This window comes from Pantoea sp. RG18 (assembly GCF_025910075.1).
Lineage (GTDB): Bacteria > Pseudomonadota > Gammaproteobacteria > Enterobacterales > Enterobacteriaceae > Pantoea > Pantoea agglomerans.
Genome location: NZ_JAPCIL010000027.1, coordinates 113,280 through 129,763, shown reverse-complemented (window position 1 = coordinate 129,763; position 16,484 = coordinate 113,280). Strand labels below are relative to the sequence as shown.

Here is a 16,484-nt window from a genome sequence, read left to right as displayed (position 1 = left end):
TACTACCCGCCTGATTCAGCCCCCAGCTGGCCCGAAACCCCGGTTACACTTCGACACCCTTTGATCTCAGTCACACAATCTCGTTTAAGAACCGTTTAAAGATGATCATGATCACCCTTCTTTGTTAAAGAAATGCTAAATACTGACAACTATTTATTATCATCTTTGAATGCAGGGTTAATTAAAACAACAGGTTAATCATTAGCACGCTAAGTAATTACCTGAATTTTCCTGTCGATATGTAACTTTTTCATTACTTTTCCGCCATTGCGAGGGCTGTTAATTTGCTGACGATACTGGGTTTTTCCATGGTTGTTTGCTTCATGTATCTGATCATGACCAAACGCATGTCAGCCTTGATTGCGCTGATCCTGATACCAACCATATTTGCGCTGATTGGCGGTTTTTACGCAGGCCTGGGTGCCATGATGTTGGACGGCGTCAAAAAGCTGGCCCCTACCGGCGTGATGCTGACCTTCTCCATTCTCTATTTCGGTCTGATGATCGATGCCGGATTGTTTGACCCACTGGTGCGCTTTATTCTTCGGATGGTGCGCGGTGACCCCCTGAAAGTGCTGGTCGGAACGGCGGTACTAACACTACTGGTTTCTCTGGATGGTGACAGCTCAACCACTTACATGATTGCCATTGCCGCATTCCTGCCGCTCTATCACCGGCTGGGCATGAACGTGTTGATGATGACCTGTCTGGTGAACCTCGCCAGCGGCATCATGAACCTCTCACCCTGGGGAGGTCCGACAGCCCGTGCCGCGGCGGCACTGCGCATTGACGCCCTTGATATCTTTATTCCGATGCTGCCAGCCATGCTGCTGGCCTGTGCCAGCCTGGTGGCGATGGCGGTGCTGTTTGGCCTGCGTGAGCGTAAGCGCCTTGGCGTGATGACCATGAAAGATCATCATCTCGACAACATTGAGCTGGGGCTGGGCGATGCCGAAGAGTGCGCAGCCAATCGCCGTCCGAAAATGTTCTGGCCTAACTTCATCCTGACCACCGTGCTGCTGGTGCTGCTGGTGATTGGTTTAATGCCGATTCAGATCCTGTTTATGCTGGCGTTTGCGATTGCGGTGATGCTCAACTATCCCACGCTGGAGGAGCAGAAAGCCCGCATCAGCTCTCATGCCGGTAACGTGCTGGCGGTGACCGCATTAATTTTTGCCGCCGGTATTTTCACCGGCATCCTCTCCGGCACCGGCATGGTTGACGCCATGGCGAAGAGCCTGCTGGCTGTGATCCCGCCCAGCTTCGGACCTTACCTGGCGGTGTTCACCGCGCTGGTCAGTCTGCCGTTTACCTTCTTTATGTCGAATGATGCCTTTTACTTCGGCATTCTGCCGGTTATCGCCCAGACAGCGGCCAGCTACGGCATTACCGCAGAAGAGATTGCCCGCGCTTCTATTGTCGGCCAGCCATTCCACCTGCTGAGTCCGCTGGTGCCGTCAGTCTACCTGCTGGTGGGTCTGGCGAAAGTCGACATCGGCGACCACCAGCGCTTTGCAATTAAGTGGGGGATTCTGGTCAGTCTGGTGCTGATGGCAGGCGGTCTGCTGACCGGTGCTTTCCCGCTGTTCCACACCTGATAATCCTCTGCTTTCTGGCGGATAACCGGCAATTTTGCCCGGTTATCCGCTTCACCGCTCCGCCTACTGCGTCATCCCTCTCTACACTCTATAGCCAGGCTGATGTGCTGCGCGCCGGACAGGGCGTAGCCTCTCAGAAATATCCCCATTGTCCCTATGGAGGCCCGATGAAAATTCACCACCTTAACTGTGGCTGTATGTGTCCGCTGGGCGGCGCGTTCTATGATGGATTCAGTAAAGGCCTGAAAGCACATCTGGTCTGTCACTGTCTGTTGATTGAGACGGATCGCGACGGGCTGGTGCTGGTGGATACCGGCTTTGGTCGCCAGGATATCCATACGCCCGGCAGCCGCCTGTCCGGCTTTTTCCGCGCATTAAACAATATTCAGCGCCGCGATGAACTGACCGCACTGTCACAGGTTACGTCACTGGGTTTCCGGGCTGAGGATGTGCGGCATATTATTCTGACCCATCTCGACTTCGATCATGCTGGCGGACTAACCGATTTTCCGCAGGCGCGAATCCATCTGTTGCAGCAGGAGGTTGATACCGCGCATCAGCGTCATAGCTGGCTGTCACGGGAACGTTACCGGCCCGGACAATGGGGTGGGATCAGCAACTGGGAGACCTATCAGCCGCAGGGAGAAAAGTGGTTTGGTTTTGAGGCGGTTAATCGCCTGCGTGACTTACCGCCGGAGATCTTGCTGGTGCCGCTGGCGGGCCATACGCCGGGTCACGCGGGTATCGCGATTCAGCAACCCGATGGCTGGCTGCTACACGGCGGCGATGCCTGGTTTTACCGCGGCGAAATGCGGCAGCAGACGCGACACTGCACGCCGGGACTGCGCTTTTACCAGTGGATGATGGGCATGGATAACGTGGCCAGACGACACAATCAGCAGCGACTGCGTGAGCTCTCCTGCCAGCGCGGCGGCGAAATCACCTTTTTTTGCAGTCATGATGCCCGTGAGCTGGATGCATTACAGGTTAATGCGCCGCTGCGCTGATGAGATAAAAGGTTTGTTTTGGCGATGAGGAAAGCCGCTTCGGGGCGAGAACTATACCGTCTCGTCCCGCAATAATGATGCTACGATCCCTGGATGCAGAGGAACGCCGGAAACATCTGTAGTTTCTCGCGCCTTATGCAGATCACATGCGGCCTGCATGGATAACCAGAGCCGTGCCGCAATACCCAGGCCCGCCTCCAGCCGTACAGCCATTTCCGGGCTGACGGAGGCTTTACCGCTAGCCACTTTGCTAAGCGAAGCTGCGGAAACGCCCAGCTGTTTAGCCAGACTGCGCAGGCTGATGTCGTTATTTTCGAGATATTCCGCTATCAGGCCACCAGGGTGTGGCGGATTAAACATTGCCATCAGTGATAATCCTCAAGGTTGAGATTTGACGGGCTTTGAAGCCAGCCCCTGAGCCCTCAGACTACATCACCTTCAGCGGAAGATATCTATACCGCCCGCTTACTCCGGATCACCAGCCCTCTTTTTCAGCTGTGCGGAAAGCCAGGGCGCAGTCAGACTCTCTTCAGATGCGCTGACCTCTTCCGGTGAGCCGGAGGAGACAACCCTTCCTCCTTTAAGACCCGAGCCGGGACCCAGATCAATCACCCAGTCCGCCTCTGCCACTATGCGCATGTTGTGTTCCGCCATGATCACGGTGTGACCACGCTTCACCAGTTCATCCAGCACTACCAGCAGCTTATCCATGTCAGACGGGTGCAATCCTGTTGAAGGTTCATCAAGCAGATAAAGCGTGGGCGTACGCTGGACCCGCTGCAGCTCCCAGGCAAGCTTGATACGCTGGCACTCGCCGCCAGAGAGTTCAGTGGCGGGCTGACCCAGGGTCAGATATCCCAGCCCCAGCGACGTCAGTGCCTTAAGCGAACGCTGGATCCCGTCATGTCCATGAAACACCTTAGTGGCGTCGTCCACGGTCAGATCAAGCACATCCGCTATCGTCAGGTTGTTCCATTTCACCTCCAGCGTTTCGGGGTTATAACGGCTTCCCGCGCAGACGGAACAGGTTGCGGTAGCGCTCGGCATGAAGAGCAGCTCAATCGAAATCTGTCCCTGCCCTTCACAGGCAGGACAGCGTCCGGCTGGCAGATTGAAGGAAAACCGGCTGGCGCTGAAGCCTTTGGCTTTCGCCGCGTCGGTGTCTGCAAACAGCCTGCGGACAATGTCGAAAAATCCGGTGTAAGTGGCCAGATTCGAGCGTGGCGTCCGGCCGATAGGACGCTGATCGATTCTGACCAACCGGCCGATGGCGTCACTTCCGCTGACAACCTGACCCTTAACGTCCGGCACCAGATCCTCTTCCTCACCCTCCTCGATGTCAGGCGTTTTGTCAAAACGTCCGAGCATTTCCGGAAGCACGCGATTCAGCAACGTCGATTTTCCGGAGCCGGACACGCCGGTGACGGCCGTCATTCTCCCCAGAGGGATGGCGATATCCACTCCGGCAATATTGTTGCAATAGACCTGTTCAAAGCAGAGCCAGCTCTCTGCAGGCCGGCGCTGGCGCAGCCCGGTATAGCTTCGTGAGAAAAGATAGGCCGAGGTGGGTGACGCACTGACTTCTTCAAGCCCTGCTGGTTCGCCGTTATAAACGATCTCACCGCCATGCGTTCCCGGACCGGGGCCGACCTCAATGAGCCAGTCTGCCTCGGCGATGAGGTCAATATTATGTTCGACGACCACCAGAGAATTACCGGCACGCACCAGGTTCTTCAGGGATGCGAGCAGCGATTTGACATCATCGGGATGCAGCCCGGCTGACGGCTCATCCAGTACATAAAGCACGCCAAACAGCCGCGATATCAGCTGGGTGGCCAGACGCACGCGCTGCAGCTCGCCGGATGAGAGTACGGTGGTACGGCGTCCCGGCGCCAGATGACCCAGACCCAGCGTTTCCAGCTGCTCAAGCCGCATACAGATATCCGACGCCATCCGGATGACCGCCTCACGCAGTGCCGCCTCTGCCGGCAGGTCCGGTGATGCGCCACGCGCATAAGGCTTCAGCAGTTCAGCGAGCTCTGAGACCGACAGCTCACTCAGGCTGGCAATGTCATGCCCGGCAAAGGTCACGGACAGCGCATCCCGGTTTAGCCTTTTACCGTGGCATTCAGAACAGGGAGTGACCGTCACAAAGCGCGCCAGCCGTTTCTTCGTCGTCTCGCTGCCACCCGAATAACTCTGCAGCACGATTTTTGCTGCACTGGTGTACGTGCCGGTATAAGCCGGCTCTTCGCCCGCCGCCAGCGCGTTTTCGCGCTGCTCAGCATTCAGACCGACAAAAATTGGCACCGATGGCTGTTCGTCAGTCAGCAGTATCCACTGCTGATCACGGGCTGAAAGTGTATTCCAGGGCGCATCGACATCGTAGCCGAGCGTCTCAAGGATGCTGCGCAGATTTTTGTTATGCCAGCCTCTGGGCCAGGAAGCGATAGCTCCCTGGCGGATGCTCAGTGAGCTATCCGGCACCATCGACTCGGTTTTAACGGTGTGCACTCTTCCCAGTCCCTGGCAATGCGGACAGGCACCTTCAGGATTGTTAGGCGAGAAAAAATCAGCGGTCATAAAGGGAACGCCTTCAGGCCTTACGCCCGCACGGGAAAACAGCAGACGCAGCGTGACAGAAATCCGGGTGAGGCTGCCCACCGTTGAACGCTCCTGCGCGCCAGCCCGGCTCTGCTGAAGCGCCACCGCGGGTGGAAGTCCGTCAATATTATCCACATCCGGTGCAGCAGCCTGATCGATCAGACGACGCGCATGTGGCGACACCGACTCGATAAACCGGCGCTGGGCTTCCGCATAGAGGGTATCAAAGGCGAGGGACGATTTACCGGAGCCTGAAACCCCGGTGAACACCACCATGGCGTTGCGGGGAAATCGCAACGAAACATCTTTGAGATTATGTGTTCTTGCACCCTGTACCGAGATATAAGGATCAATGTGCTCATCAGCGAGGTAATGATCGGCGTTGCGTTGTTCTGTCATGATTTCCCTGATTTATAATGCACGGCAGATTCACGATCGCCTGCCGTTAATGACTAAAAATTGCAGATGCTAATCCGGCGTTCAGGCTATCCGGCCCGCTTTGGGAATAAAAACAACAGCAAGGGTAGTCAGGGATCGCAATCTGCACAACGCGAGGGGGTTCATCGCTTCGTGGCAGCACAGACTGGTAACCAGCGTGTACAGGAAGCCTTCTTATCTCTTAAGAAAACCCTGGAGCAAACTTAAATAAGGCAAAGCCGTCACTAGCAAATCGCTTATGTGACTCTAATGTAGATTCCTGTGGTATCGATAAATGCAGGTCTATGTAAGGTATGGATATAGACAATGGGAAATGTTTAATACCCCAGGAACCTTTCTATAACCTTTATCTCTCTATGGCCAGGTATGCACCCCAGAGTGCCTGATGACGCCCCGCTCCCGTTATTCAGCGCGCTGACGGCATAAAAAATCATTTAAGACATAAGGATAGCGAAACCATGCCCATTTCTGAAATGATGCCGCGAGTGCCTGTAGGGAGATGAGGTGAAATTACCGTTTTTTATTATCCTGTCCCAGACCGTCAGGTTGTCAAGCATGAACGCGCGAGGTATTGTTTAAAAAGCATCAGGATGATGAATGAAGTGAACTTGTGGGAGCTGGCAGTGGATACGACTGAAGAACTCAATAACACCTATTTCTACGCAGGTAGACCGAACCTCACCGCTGGTGAGCTCTTTTTCATGATTTTCTGTGAAGAAGTCGCTGAACAGCTGGGCATTGATGACTTCGGAGCGATCGTGGCCATCCTGTCTGGACGTAATGTCCTGACTACCCGCACCAAACCGCGCGATGCTCTCAAAGGTACCTCCTATGCCTCACGGGCAGCACGCAGAGTATTCCCTAACGCCAAGTTTCCTTTCGGCATACAGCTCCCCACCATCGTAGGGGGATACCCGCCCCGGACCGCGCGTATCCTTTTTACGCATAAGCTCAGCACCTTTGTTGGTCGGGCGATACCCGTCGTGGGCTGGGTGATTCTGGCAAGAGACGTTGCCGATATCAGTTTCAATTCGGTCAGACTGTACAATGCCATCGCTCGCGGGGAGGATAAGTTATGGTAGATGACACACAGGCACGCGTAATGGCACTCATTGAGCCGTGGAACGGCCGATCGCTGCTTACGTTCCGGAAAAAAACACTCACGCCAGAGATGTCGCTTAATCAGGACATGAAGCTTGACCCGGAGGACGCTGCGGAATGCCTTCAGAACGTCTTCGATGCGTTTGGAATGGATTCTGATCTGGTGACTTTCAGCCTCTACTATCCAAAAAACCCGCGCGAGGCCATCCCTCTTACTATCGGGATGGTAATCGAGTCAGCCCGTGCCAGGCGATGGTGCTATGACTGATATGACCTGCTCCCCGTTGATTAGTACACCCCGATGTTAGTAATGTCTTCATAAGCCACATGAGGGCATCCCCATGAAGAAGCGTTTTCCTACGAACAGATCATCAGTATCCTCCGCGAGGCCGAAGCCGGGGTTTCTGCACGGGAACTCTGCCGTAAGTATGCTATTTCAGACGCTACTTTCTACACCTGGCGCAAGAAGTTTGGCGGCATGGAAGTCCCTGAGGTAAAGCGGCTTAAGTTACTTGAAGAGGAGAACGTCCGCCTCAAGAAGCTGCTCGCCGAAGCCATGCTGGATAAGGAGGCGCTTCAGGTGGCTTTGGGTCGAAAGTTCTGACGACAGACCAGAAGCGGGAAGTCGTGGAAGTCATGTGTGATGCAACGGGTCTGTCGCAACGTCGTGCCTGCAGGCTGGCAGGTCTGTCTCTTTCAACCTGCCGTTATTCAGCTCAGCGTCCGGCTGCTGACGCGCAGCTATCTCTACGCATCACAGAGCTGGCACCTGAACGCCGTCGCTTTGGTTACCGGCGGATCTGGCAGTTATTGCGTCGTGAGGGCCTTCACGTCAACCACAAGCGGGTATACCGCATTTATCACCTTAACGGCCTGAGTGTGAAGCGCAGACGACGTCGTAAGGGTCTGGCGACTGAGCGGCTTCCGCTGCTTCGCCCGGATGCGCCCAATCTGACCTGGTCAATGGATTTCGTCATGGATGAACTGGCCACCGGTCGCAGGATCAAGTGCCTTAACTGCGTCGATGACTTCACAAAGGAATGCCTGACTGTCACTGTTGCCTTTGGGATTTCAGGCGTGCAGGTCACGCATATTCTGGACAGTATTGCGCTGTTTCGCGGATATCCGGCTACGATAAGAACTGACCAGGGGCCGGAGTTTACCTGTAGAGCACTTGACCAATGGGCCTTTGAGCATTGCGTGGAGCTGCGGCTTATTCAGCCCGGTAAACCGACACAGAACGGATTTATTGAGAGTTTTAACGGACGCTTTCGCGATGAATGCCTGAATGAACACTGGTTCAGCGATATTGTTCATGCCCGGAAAATCATTAATGACTGGCGGCAGGACTATAACGAGTCCAGACCTCATTCATCGCTGAATTACCAGACGCCGTCTGAATTTGCAGCAGGCTGGAGAAATGGAAAATCAGAAGGTGAACAAACCGACATTACTAACTGATCGTTGTATCTAATACTAGGGGCAGGTCACGAATAACGTACACACACTTAAGACGAGAGCTCTATACAACTTTCAATGTGGCCATTCTCCATCAACGGGTGTCAGGTCTAAGTGATGCCATTAAATTGCCTACAGAATTTCAGTGTGATTTATGAAAAAAACCCGTCTGCGACGGGTTTTCAGGTATAGAAGGCGACAATCACCGATCCGGCATTACGGCTTTTTAAACTTGTCTTCGACTTTCTCTTTCGCTTCTGCGATTTTATCACCGGCTTTCTCAGCAAAACCCTCTTTATGCGCTGGCTCGCTGCCTGGCGTTACCGGACGAGTGTCGTGGTCAGCGCGGGCCTGACGTGTGCTTTCAAGCAACGGATCGGCCACAGTACGATTCCCGGTCAGCCGGTCTGCGCCGAGAGGATCTGTACTGGCATGGTCAATATCCACTTCCTGACGGCGTACCGAATCGTTGATAGTTTCAACCCGATCGCTTGTCTCTTTGCGTAACACCACCTCTTCAATGATCTCCGCGGTCTTATTAATCACGGGCTGCTCATGCGTCTCTTCCACTTCGACAGTTTTTTCAGACCAGTCAACATGAGTGGGTGAACCTGATTCATTCACCGGACGACGGAAGATTGCGGCGTGCTGCTCATGCAGCGAGACATTTTCTGAGACCTGATCGGTGACAGTGTAGCGACGAACGCGGGTTGAACCTTCACTGACCAGACGTTTACCCACTTCCAGTCGCTCCTCGGCCAGACGCAGTACATCCTCGTCACTTTCGTCACCGGTCAGGGCAGTACGGGCAGCGCCACGATGGGCAGGATCGGTAGAGAGCGGATCGACGGCGGCATTATCCTGAAGCGTTCCACTGGCAGGTGCAGTCAGACCATCACTGGTCGCGTAACCGGGCGCGTAATCATCGGGCAGCGCCGCACTGCGCTCGGTAAGTTCTTCATGTGCATCAAGGATGCCCAGGGCGCGAGGTAACTCATCTTCATCGGCCCGCAGCGACAGCACTACTCCGCCGGTTCGCATCGCGTCTTCATACACTTCGGCCTGATCCTCCTCCAGCGTATTGCCGAACAGGCGTTGCCAGAAGCCAGGGTGACGGGCCTCCTGACCTTCGGTACGCAAACGATCACCGGAGATGATATCAATGTCATCATCCAGGAACCCGGCCTTGATCAGGTTACGCTTTGCACCCTCTGCCAGTGAGATATTGCTGAACATTGTTACGATTGTTTCACGCGCCATGTTGTGTTCCTCGGTGATGGATTCGGACGGCTCTGAATAGGGTGTTCGGGTCAGGTGAGCGTGCTGTTTGCGCAGGGAGACGACCTGTTCTGTCGCTTCCTCACTGACAACTTTGCGGATATGCCACTCCTCTTTCAGCACCAGATGACGAACGATCTCGATTTCCTCTTCAACGACAGGAATGATCAGAACGCCATTTTCTTCACGGATCTCCGGCATCTCAGCCAGCCGTTCCGATTTAGGAATGCGTTCTATTTCCGCCGTCTGGTGCCGGAGCATCAGCGCAATCTTCTGCTGATGCTCAGTGACCTGTCGGGTAACCCTGACATGACCGTCGATGACCCGCTGTTTTGAGACCTCAACGGTTTCCTCCGCCAGGCTTAGCACCTGGTCGCTACCCTCTGACCCTGGTTTTTCAGGAGGTTGATTGTTCATGTTTAACCTGCCTGTGATACAGAGCGATCATTTGTACTTTTCTTTACCTTGAGCATAAGTCACTGCTTTTCGGTTAGTTAAAGCCTGGCACAAACAATGACAAAAGATAGGAAAAAGCAGAAAAACGCCATTATATGAAGATAACGTGGTGCTAAAATCGATTAAGCGGTGCGGCAGATAAAAAACAGCTAACGAAGCGGCAGACAGTGAAATCTCTTTTATCGCGTGCGCGAAAAGAGGATCAATCAGGCGTTAACCCGACCCGAAGTGAATCAGGCATATCGGGTCAGGGGTTAAGCCATTCGCTTTCCTGCAACTCGCCGTTAGCCGAATAGCGAAACAGGGCGCGCTGATTTTCGTTTCGCTGAAGCTGATAGGCGTCCAGCACACTAGCCTGCAAAATCACCACGCCAAAGCGGGATTCCCCGGTTTCCGTTGCTGCCGCGTCAGGCGTCTCATCAGCCGTTGCCCGTGCTTCCCCAGGAGGTCCGCCGGTGTAAGTCTGCCGCGTGTGCTGCGGTAACGCACGCCAGGCTGCCCGGGCAACATCACTTCCCGCCGCATAACACGCAACCCGCCCTGCCAGCCGTAACTGCAGGCGACGCTGATGGCAATATCCCAGCACGGTGACCTGCGGATTCGCCGCCATCTCCTGCCACTTCGGGCTGCGAACATCCGTATGAAATGTCAGCATCCTGCGGTCGTCGGCACACTTGCGCAGAACCACGGTGCGCGCCTGAGGTTGTAGCAGAGCATCGACCGTACAGAGCATCAGATAACGAAATCCACCCTGTGGATCGGTTGCAGATTCCTGCAGCGCAGCCCAGGCTCCAGTTTCAAACGTTTTCAATTCCATGGGGATTACTCTCATCAGGATCAATTTTCAGCCATCTGGCTAAAAGCGTAGCAATGAAGTGGGCAGAAGGCCTGACAGCGCAGCGATAAGAGCAAATGTGGCAAGCGGGAGCTGGACAATGCACGAGAGCAGGAGCTGTTGAGATAGCGTCGGGATTGCGGGATACCTCGCAGAGCGGCAAAAGCGCGTCCCGCCAGTCAGCCACTCTGTGTTATTTTTGCGCCATCGCCACAGAGATCCGATCCGCAGGGAGTTGCACGATGACAACTGAAGAGTCTGCTAAAGTACCGGCTGAAATACCGCTGAAAGTCACCTCGCCGCGCCTGACTTATCGGCCACTTCGGCAGGAAGACTGGCCCTTCTATCTGGCAGTCAGTCAGGATAGATCGGTGATGCAGTACATCAGCGATCCGCGCAGCGCTGAAGAGATCAGAACCCACTCATTTGATGTCCGCCTGCCCGCCTGGTACAAGGGCTGCAGGCACTGGCTCTGTCTGGTTATCGGAGAAAAAACATCCGGTGCTCCGGCTGGCTTTTGCGGGTTTATCGATCGCGGAGAGGGTATTGCGGAGTTTGGCTTTATTCTGGCCGCAGATGCGCAGGGCAAAGGCTACGGCAGCGAGTCTCTGCATGCCATTATCACCTTCTGCTTTGAACAGCAGAATTACCGCAAACTGATCGCGACGGTGACGGCAGGCAATGCGGCCTCACGCCGGACCCTGATTTCAGCAGGCTTTGTGCAGGAGGGGACGTTGCGGCAGAACTTCTTCCTCAACGGCCAGTGGCAGGATGACTGGATCTTCGGCTTGCTGAAACAGGAATACCAGCCCGCACACTCACCCTGAGGCGCAGACCATCAGCGTTGGGCATCCTCCGCTACGCTCGCCACAATCAGACCGATTAGCGTGGCGTAACGTCATAACCGCTGGCGATAGCGATAGCGGGCGCACAGTACTCCTCTCCGCACAGCATCGCCTCAAAGTCCGCCGGCGTCAGTGGCTGGCACAGGCCATTGCCCTGCATAATGTCGCATCCGGCGGCTGTAACAAAAGCGATCTGCTCTTTATCTTCCACTCCTTCGGCGGCCACCCGGATACCCAGGCTTTTGCCGAGCGCGGTAATGGCCCGGAACATCATACGCACCCGCATGCTGGAACCCAGCTCGTGCGTCATCGACTTATCGATTTTAAAACCCGTCACAACACTGTAGCGCAGCAGGTTAATCGCCCCCAGCGTACGCCCGTAATGATCGATAACGAACGAAGCTCCCGTTCGGCGTACGGCGTCAACCTGAACCGGCATATCCTGCATCAGCACGGCCAGCAGTGGCTCATCCACTTCCAGCTCAACAAAACCGGCATCGCCTCCGGCACTTTCACGTATCACCGTCTCCAGGCTGTTCCCTGCCAGCTGGCGCGGAAACAGGTTAATGCTGACGCGAAGCTGAGGAGAGCGAACCTGCCACTGCCGGACCTGCGCCAGAGCACTGCGGATGATCCATTCACCCAGCGTGACTGAAAGCGGACTTTTAACCAGCATGCCGATAAATTCAGCCGGCAACAGCAGCCCGCGCGTCGGATGCTGCCAGCGCACCAGTGTCTCGCAGCCAATAAGCTTTCCGCTTTCAACGTCGTAGCGGGGCTGATAGTAAAGAGTGAACTGCTGCTGCCGCACCGCCGTTTCCAGTTCGCGCTCAAAACGGCGCCGCTGCTGCTCCGCTTCACGAAACGCGGGCATAAACAGCATGCTGCAGCCTTTACCCGACGCTTTGGCGCGATAGAGCGCCAGATCAGCGGCGGACATCACCGAAGAGGGATCCCTGCCGTGCTCCGGATAGGAGGCGATGCCGGTGCTGGCACCGACCACCACCGGTGAGTCGTGATAGCGGAACGGCGTCTGAACGGCCGCAATCAGTTTCTCCGCCGTGATCGCCGCCTCTGCGCTGCCGCCTGCTAACAGGATCACAAATTCATCACCACCCAGGCGCGCAGCCGTCACGGCACTGGCGCACACCGCACGAATCTGTTCGGCAACGTGGCACAGCAACGCATCGCCTGCAGCATGCCCCAGCGTATCGTTAACCTCTTTAAAACCATCGAGATCGGTCATCAGTAACGTATAGGGGACGCCCGCCCTGGTCAGCTGGCCGACCTGATCCATAAACGCGCTGCGGCTGGCGAGACGTGTCAGCATATCCAGTGAGGCCAGCTCACAGAGCCGCGCCTCACTCTCATAGCGGGCCGTGACATCGCGGATGATCATGCCCACCAGCCGTTCGCCCTCTTCACGCCAGCCCGAAAAAGAGACCTCTGCCGGAAATTCACGACCTTCACGCGTGACACCCCATATCTGCAAAGAGCGTGGGTGCGAGATAGCTGCTTCGTCAGAGGTAATCCGGACCAGTTCATTACGGTAGTCAGTCTGACAGCGAGCAGGGATCAGCTCACTGATATACTGGCCGCGCATCTCCTCTGCGCTGTAGCCGAACAGCGCGGTGGCGGCCGGGTTCCAGAAGGTTATGCCACGCCGAAGGTCGGTGCAGACAATGGCGTCAGGCGAAGTGGATGAGATCGCCTCGAGTCGCTGCTGGCTGGTGTAGCGCAATAACTCCAGACGATGCATCTCCATGCGATCCATCACCAGTGCAGCAATATCGTTCAGATGCTTTCGATCCTCTGCAGTTAACGGCTCACGCGGATGGCTGTCGGTCAGGCAGACCGTGCCAATATGATGCCCATCCGGGGTCGAAAGCGGGATCCCCGCGTAAAAGCGGATAAAGGGGTAGCCGTGAACCAGCGGACTGTCGCGGAAGCGCGGATCTTTCAGCGTATCGGGCACGCAGAGGATATCGCCCTGCGCCAGCGTATGGTGGCAGAAGGCGACGTTGCGTGCCGTACCTGAAATATTTAAACCGTACCGGGAGGCGAAGAACTGCCGCTTTTCATCAATAAGCGAGACAAAAGCGACCGGCACCCGAAACAGCCGCGCGGCAAGCGTAGTGAGGCGATCCAGCGCATCGGTCGGCGGTGAATCCATCAGATGATACTGCTTAAGTGCGTCGAGGCGAGCCGCCTCGGCATCATGATAAACTGGACGTTTCAGCGTAACTCTCCTCTGGTGTTATCTGCTGTGGCTGGCCTGACACAGCATAAAGAGGACACGTTCAATCAGACAGAACGCGCAGAGTTCGCTGCCGATCCGTTGCCGGAAGAAAGGCCCGTCAGTAAACCCGGCAGCAACAGGTTGCCGCGCTGAGTCCGATAAAGCTGACACCGCAGACAGCGAGGCATCAGTTAACACGTTATGCCTGCCAGAGAGAGTGCGGCGGACCGCCCAGGATTATCTGGCCAGAGCAGATCAGACAGGCGGTAATGCGCCTCGCTTAGCTCTCTATATCGGCCCGACATGACTTTACTTAAGAGAAAACAGAGGATGAACGCCTTACTTTTTCAGCTTTGGTACCAGTTGATAGTGCGGATGCTCTCCGGCGAGCAACATCAGCAGTTCATATTCTCCCTGACTGAGCAGCGCAGGATTTTTCGATGCTTCTTTCGTCTGCCAGACACGCTGGCTAAGATCGAAACGCTCGGCTGCAATCTCCTGAGAGAGACCGGCCGCAAGGCGCAGCTCACGCACGTTGTGCTGGACGGCGACAGGCCGCTGTAAAATCTGATTTCCCATATAAACGCTCCGCATACGGTGCCCCGGCGAGATGGCCGGGCGGAAGTACACGCCTGCGGCCAAAACATAAATTTGAGTTAAGTTTTAACAGCCCGGCGTTTTACACTTATCAGGAAAGCGTAACGCACCAGTAAAAACAGAGAAAATAACCTGAATTATATTTAAATCGCTGCCCGGATAATTTTTGCACCGCTGAGAATAGTAATTGCCATTCTGAATGGTGGCGTTGATCGAATGATGATCAACGTCAATCACAGTCACAAAAAATGACCGTTTCATCCCTCTTTTAAAAAGAGTGAATATTAATCGTTATTCCGTGCCGGACAGACATTATCTACAGTTCAGAAAAAATACGTTCAGGCTATGCCCGCGCAAACGTTGCCCAGCCGCCTTTTTCATCAGGCGTGACGCGTTTAGGCTCTACGGCAAGAGGGTGATGCGGCAGGGTAAAGCGCGTAATCACGCTGCCCAGCGTTTCAGTCTGTCCACTAAGACTGTCTGCTGTCGCCGAAACCTGCTGAACCAGCGTCGCATTCTGCTGCGTTACGCGGTCAAGTTCTGCAACGGCGACCGTGACCTGGGCAATCCCTTTACTCTGTTCATCCGAAGCCAGCGCAATCTGTCCGATCAGTTCATTCACGCCGCCGACGCCGCGCAGCACGGCCTCCATGGTGGTTCCTGCGCTCTCAGCCGCCCGCCGGCCATCGTCGACGCGTGCCACGGTATCGGCAATCAGCTCTTCGATCTCTTTAGAGGCAGCAGCACTTCGCTGTGCCAGTGAACGTACCTCACTGGCGACCACCGCGAAGCCGCGGCCCTGCTCACCCGCACGGGCAGCTTCTACAGCGGCGTTTAACGCCAGAATGTTGGTCTGAAACGCAATACCATTAATAGTGGTGGTGAACTGCCGGATTTTTTCTGATCCCTGAGCGATGCTGGTGATGGCTGCCGATACCAACTGAACGAGTTCCACGCCCTGCTGAGTCGTATCCGTGGTGCTGGCAGCCAGTTCACGTGCCTCGCGGGCATTCTGTGCATTGTGACGCACGGTGACGGTAATCTCCTCCATGCTGGCTGCGGTCTGCTCCAGCGCAGCAGCCTGAGTGGATGTCCGGTCGGAGAGATCGGCGTTACCCGCAGCAATGTCCCCCGCTTCACGATGAAGAATGGCTGCGTTGTCTCGGATAGCGCTGACCGTCTGCAACAGACTGTGCTGCATCTCTTTGACCAGCGGCACCAGTTGCCCGACACAGTTGCGCCCCAGATCTTCCGGCTCGCGCGTCAGATCGCCATCGGCAATAATTTTTAAATGACCGCGAATTTTACCTACCGGACGCACCAGATGGACGACCAGATAGCGGTCACAAAACAGCAGCAACGCCACTGCCGCCAGCAGTGCTGCCAGCAATACGCCCTCAAGCCGATGCCGGTCAGCCTTCAGGGGTGCCTGATTCCGGGCCAGCTGCTGCGTCACCTTGTCCAGCTGCGCACGTGCAACCGTTGCGTATTCTGAGGGGGTTGTCGTAAGTGCCGCGCGGACTTTATCCCAGTCAGCATCGGCCGGGGTTGAGGCGACGAGCGCGTTTTTATCGGCTGGCGTACCGCTCTGCATGACGATAGCGCTGTGCGCCAGAAAGCTCAGCTGCTGCGTCAGAACGGCTGAACGATCGGTTTGACGAAAGATATCGCGCACGACCTGGCTGCTGTAGCCACCGGCCAGCACGACGATGCCCAGTGAGACGATCATCATCCACAGCACAACGCGGCGGATAGTGAAATGCCTGAGTGAATTCATGAGGTTTCCCCGATGTTGTCATTGGTGTAGTTAAAATTAAACAAAAATAAATTATGTCATCTACTTTAGTGCATTATTATATAGTGCACTATGTTTATACTCTGTATACTGGCAGGATATTTAAGAAATTAAAAGTTTTTAACGACAAAATAATAGAATCGTGATTACTAAAATATTTCGTTAAAGAAAAGTGATTTGCTATTCTGACCAGCAATGCCGTGCAGTGTGATAAAAAATAAATGGTCATGACT

13 protein-coding genes are annotated in these 16,484 nt (G+C 55.1%); 6 read left to right on the top strand and 7 right to left on the bottom strand.

The window, feature by feature from the left end; all coding sequences use genetic code 11:
* The first annotated feature begins 284 nt into the window (after positions 1-284).
* Together OK409_RS22175 and OK409_RS22170 are read left to right on the top strand one after the other, a co-directional pair.
* The gene (locus tag OK409_RS22175) at positions 285-1,598 is read left to right on the top strand and encodes a CitMHS family transporter (RefSeq protein WP_010256858.1); all 1,314 of its coding nucleotides are present in this window, start codon (positions 285-287) and stop codon (positions 1,596-1,598) included.
* A gap of 167 nt (positions 1,599-1,765) precedes the next feature.
* Positions 1,766-2,605, top strand: a complete 840-nt coding sequence (locus tag OK409_RS22170) for an MBL fold metallo-hydrolase (protein ID WP_010256859.1) — start codon at positions 1,766-1,768, stop codon at positions 2,603-2,605.
* 51 nt (positions 2,606-2,656) lie between these two features.
* Here the strand turns inward: OK409_RS22170 and OK409_RS22165 are convergent, their stop codons facing one another.
* Both OK409_RS22165 and OK409_RS22160 read right to left on the bottom strand, forming a co-directional pair.
* Complete coding sequence (locus OK409_RS22165) at positions 2,657-2,971, bottom strand: HigA family addiction module antitoxin (protein WP_264367545.1); 315 nt, start codon at positions 2,969-2,971, stop codon at positions 2,657-2,659.
* Between the two features lie 99 nt (positions 2,972-3,070).
* The gene (locus tag OK409_RS22160) at positions 3,071-5,608 is read right to left on the bottom strand and encodes an excinuclease ABC subunit UvrA (protein WP_264367544.1); all 2,538 of its coding nucleotides are present in this window, start codon (positions 5,606-5,608) and stop codon (positions 3,071-3,073) included.
* Positions 5,609-6,270: 662 nt separating this feature from the next.
* Here OK409_RS22160 and OK409_RS22155 point away from each other — a divergent pair.
* The 3 genes from OK409_RS22155 to OK409_RS22145 all read left to right on the top strand — a co-directional run bounded on the left by OK409_RS22155 (position 6,271) and on the right by OK409_RS22145 (position 8,209).
* The gene (locus OK409_RS22155; RefSeq protein ID WP_031292265.1) at positions 6,271-6,729 is read left to right on the top strand and encodes an STM2901 family protein; all 459 of its coding nucleotides are present in this window, start codon (positions 6,271-6,273) and stop codon (positions 6,727-6,729) included.
* Complete coding sequence (locus tag OK409_RS22150; RefSeq protein ID WP_022624214.1) at positions 6,723-7,016, top strand: DUF1493 family protein; 294 nt, start codon at positions 6,723-6,725, stop codon at positions 7,014-7,016. The genes OK409_RS22155 and OK409_RS22150 overlap by 7 nt, the downstream gene beginning before the upstream one ends.
* A 99-nt stretch (positions 7,017-7,115) precedes the next feature.
* A protein-coding gene (locus tag OK409_RS22145) for an IS3 family transposase (protein ID WP_250489639.1) occupies positions 7,116-8,209 on the top strand; the annotation gives its coding sequence in 2 pieces (ribosomal slippage) (positions 7,116-7,347 and positions 7,347-8,209; 1,095 coding nt in all).
* 213 nt (positions 8,210-8,422) lie between these two features.
* On the opposite strand, the gene OK409_RS22140 is transcribed toward OK409_RS22145, so the two are convergent.
* Complete coding sequence (locus OK409_RS22140) at positions 8,423-9,901, bottom strand: YsnF/AvaK domain-containing protein (protein ID WP_033759886.1); 1,479 nt, start codon at positions 9,899-9,901, stop codon at positions 8,423-8,425.
* A gap of 286 nt (positions 9,902-10,187) precedes the next feature.
* Positions 10,188-10,757 (bottom strand): pyridoxamine 5'-phosphate oxidase family protein, encoded by a 570-nt coding sequence (locus OK409_RS22135; protein ID WP_010671973.1) that lies wholly within the window; start codon positions 10,755-10,757, stop codon positions 10,188-10,190.
* A gap of 260 nt (positions 10,758-11,017) precedes the next feature.
* Between OK409_RS22135 and OK409_RS22130 the strand changes: the two genes are divergently transcribed.
* Positions 11,018-11,602 carry a GNAT family N-acetyltransferase gene (locus tag OK409_RS22130; protein ID WP_187505986.1) on the top strand — a complete coding sequence of 195 codons (585 nt, stop codon included), beginning with the start codon at positions 11,018-11,020 and terminating at the stop codon, positions 11,600-11,602.
* A 55-nt stretch (positions 11,603-11,657) separates the two neighbouring features.
* Here OK409_RS22130 and OK409_RS22125 read toward each other — a convergent pair whose 3' ends face one another.
* The 3 genes from OK409_RS22125 to OK409_RS22115 form a co-directional block, all read right to left on the bottom strand.
* The gene (locus OK409_RS22125) at positions 11,658-13,793 is read right to left on the bottom strand and encodes a putative bifunctional diguanylate cyclase/phosphodiesterase (RefSeq protein ID WP_122460003.1); all 2,136 of its coding nucleotides are present in this window, start codon (positions 13,791-13,793) and stop codon (positions 11,658-11,660) included.
* Between the two features lie 405 nt (positions 13,794-14,198).
* Positions 14,199-14,438, bottom strand: a complete 240-nt coding sequence (locus OK409_RS22120; RefSeq protein ID WP_010256895.1) for a hypothetical protein — start codon at positions 14,436-14,438, stop codon at positions 14,199-14,201.
* A 361-nt stretch (positions 14,439-14,799) separates the two neighbouring features.
* Entirely contained in the window at positions 14,800-16,233 is a 1,434-nt protein-coding gene (locus tag OK409_RS22115; protein ID WP_061703016.1) for a methyl-accepting chemotaxis protein, read from the bottom strand.
* Positions 16,234-16,484 lie beyond the last annotated feature (251 nt).

Excerpts from the sequence above, each read along its gene's own strand:
- OK409_RS22170 (WP_010256859.1), top strand. The coding sequence starts at position 1,766 with ATGAAAATTCACCACCTTAACTGTGGCTGTATGTGTCCGCTGGGCGGC.
- OK409_RS22165 (WP_264367545.1), bottom strand. The coding sequence starts at position 2,971 with ATGGCAATGTTTAATCCGCCACACCCTGGTGGCCTGATAGCGGAATAT.
- OK409_RS22160 (WP_264367544.1), bottom strand. The coding sequence starts at position 5,608 with ATGACAGAACAACGCAACGCCGATCATTACCTCGCTGATGAGCACATT.
- OK409_RS22150 (WP_022624214.1), top strand. The coding sequence starts at position 6,723 with ATGGTAGATGACACACAGGCACGCGTAATGGCACTCATTGAGCCGTGG.
- OK409_RS22140 (WP_033759886.1), bottom strand. The coding sequence starts at position 9,901 with ATGAACAATCAACCTCCTGAAAAACCAGGGTCAGAGGGTAGCGACCAG.
- OK409_RS22135 (WP_010671973.1), bottom strand. The coding sequence starts at position 10,757 with ATGGAATTGAAAACGTTTGAAACTGGAGCCTGGGCTGCGCTGCAGGAA.
- OK409_RS22130 (WP_187505986.1), top strand. The coding sequence starts at position 11,018 with ATGACAACTGAAGAGTCTGCTAAAGTACCGGCTGAAATACCGCTGAAA.
- OK409_RS22125 (WP_122460003.1), bottom strand. The coding sequence starts at position 13,793 with ATGGATTCACCGCCGACCGATGCGCTGGATCGCCTCACTACGCTTGCC.
- OK409_RS22120 (WP_010256895.1), bottom strand. The coding sequence starts at position 14,438 with ATGGGAAATCAGATTTTACAGCGGCCTGTCGCCGTCCAGCACAACGTG.
- OK409_RS22115 (WP_061703016.1), bottom strand. The coding sequence starts at position 16,233 with ATGAATTCACTCAGGCATTTCACTATCCGCCGCGTTGTGCTGTGGATG.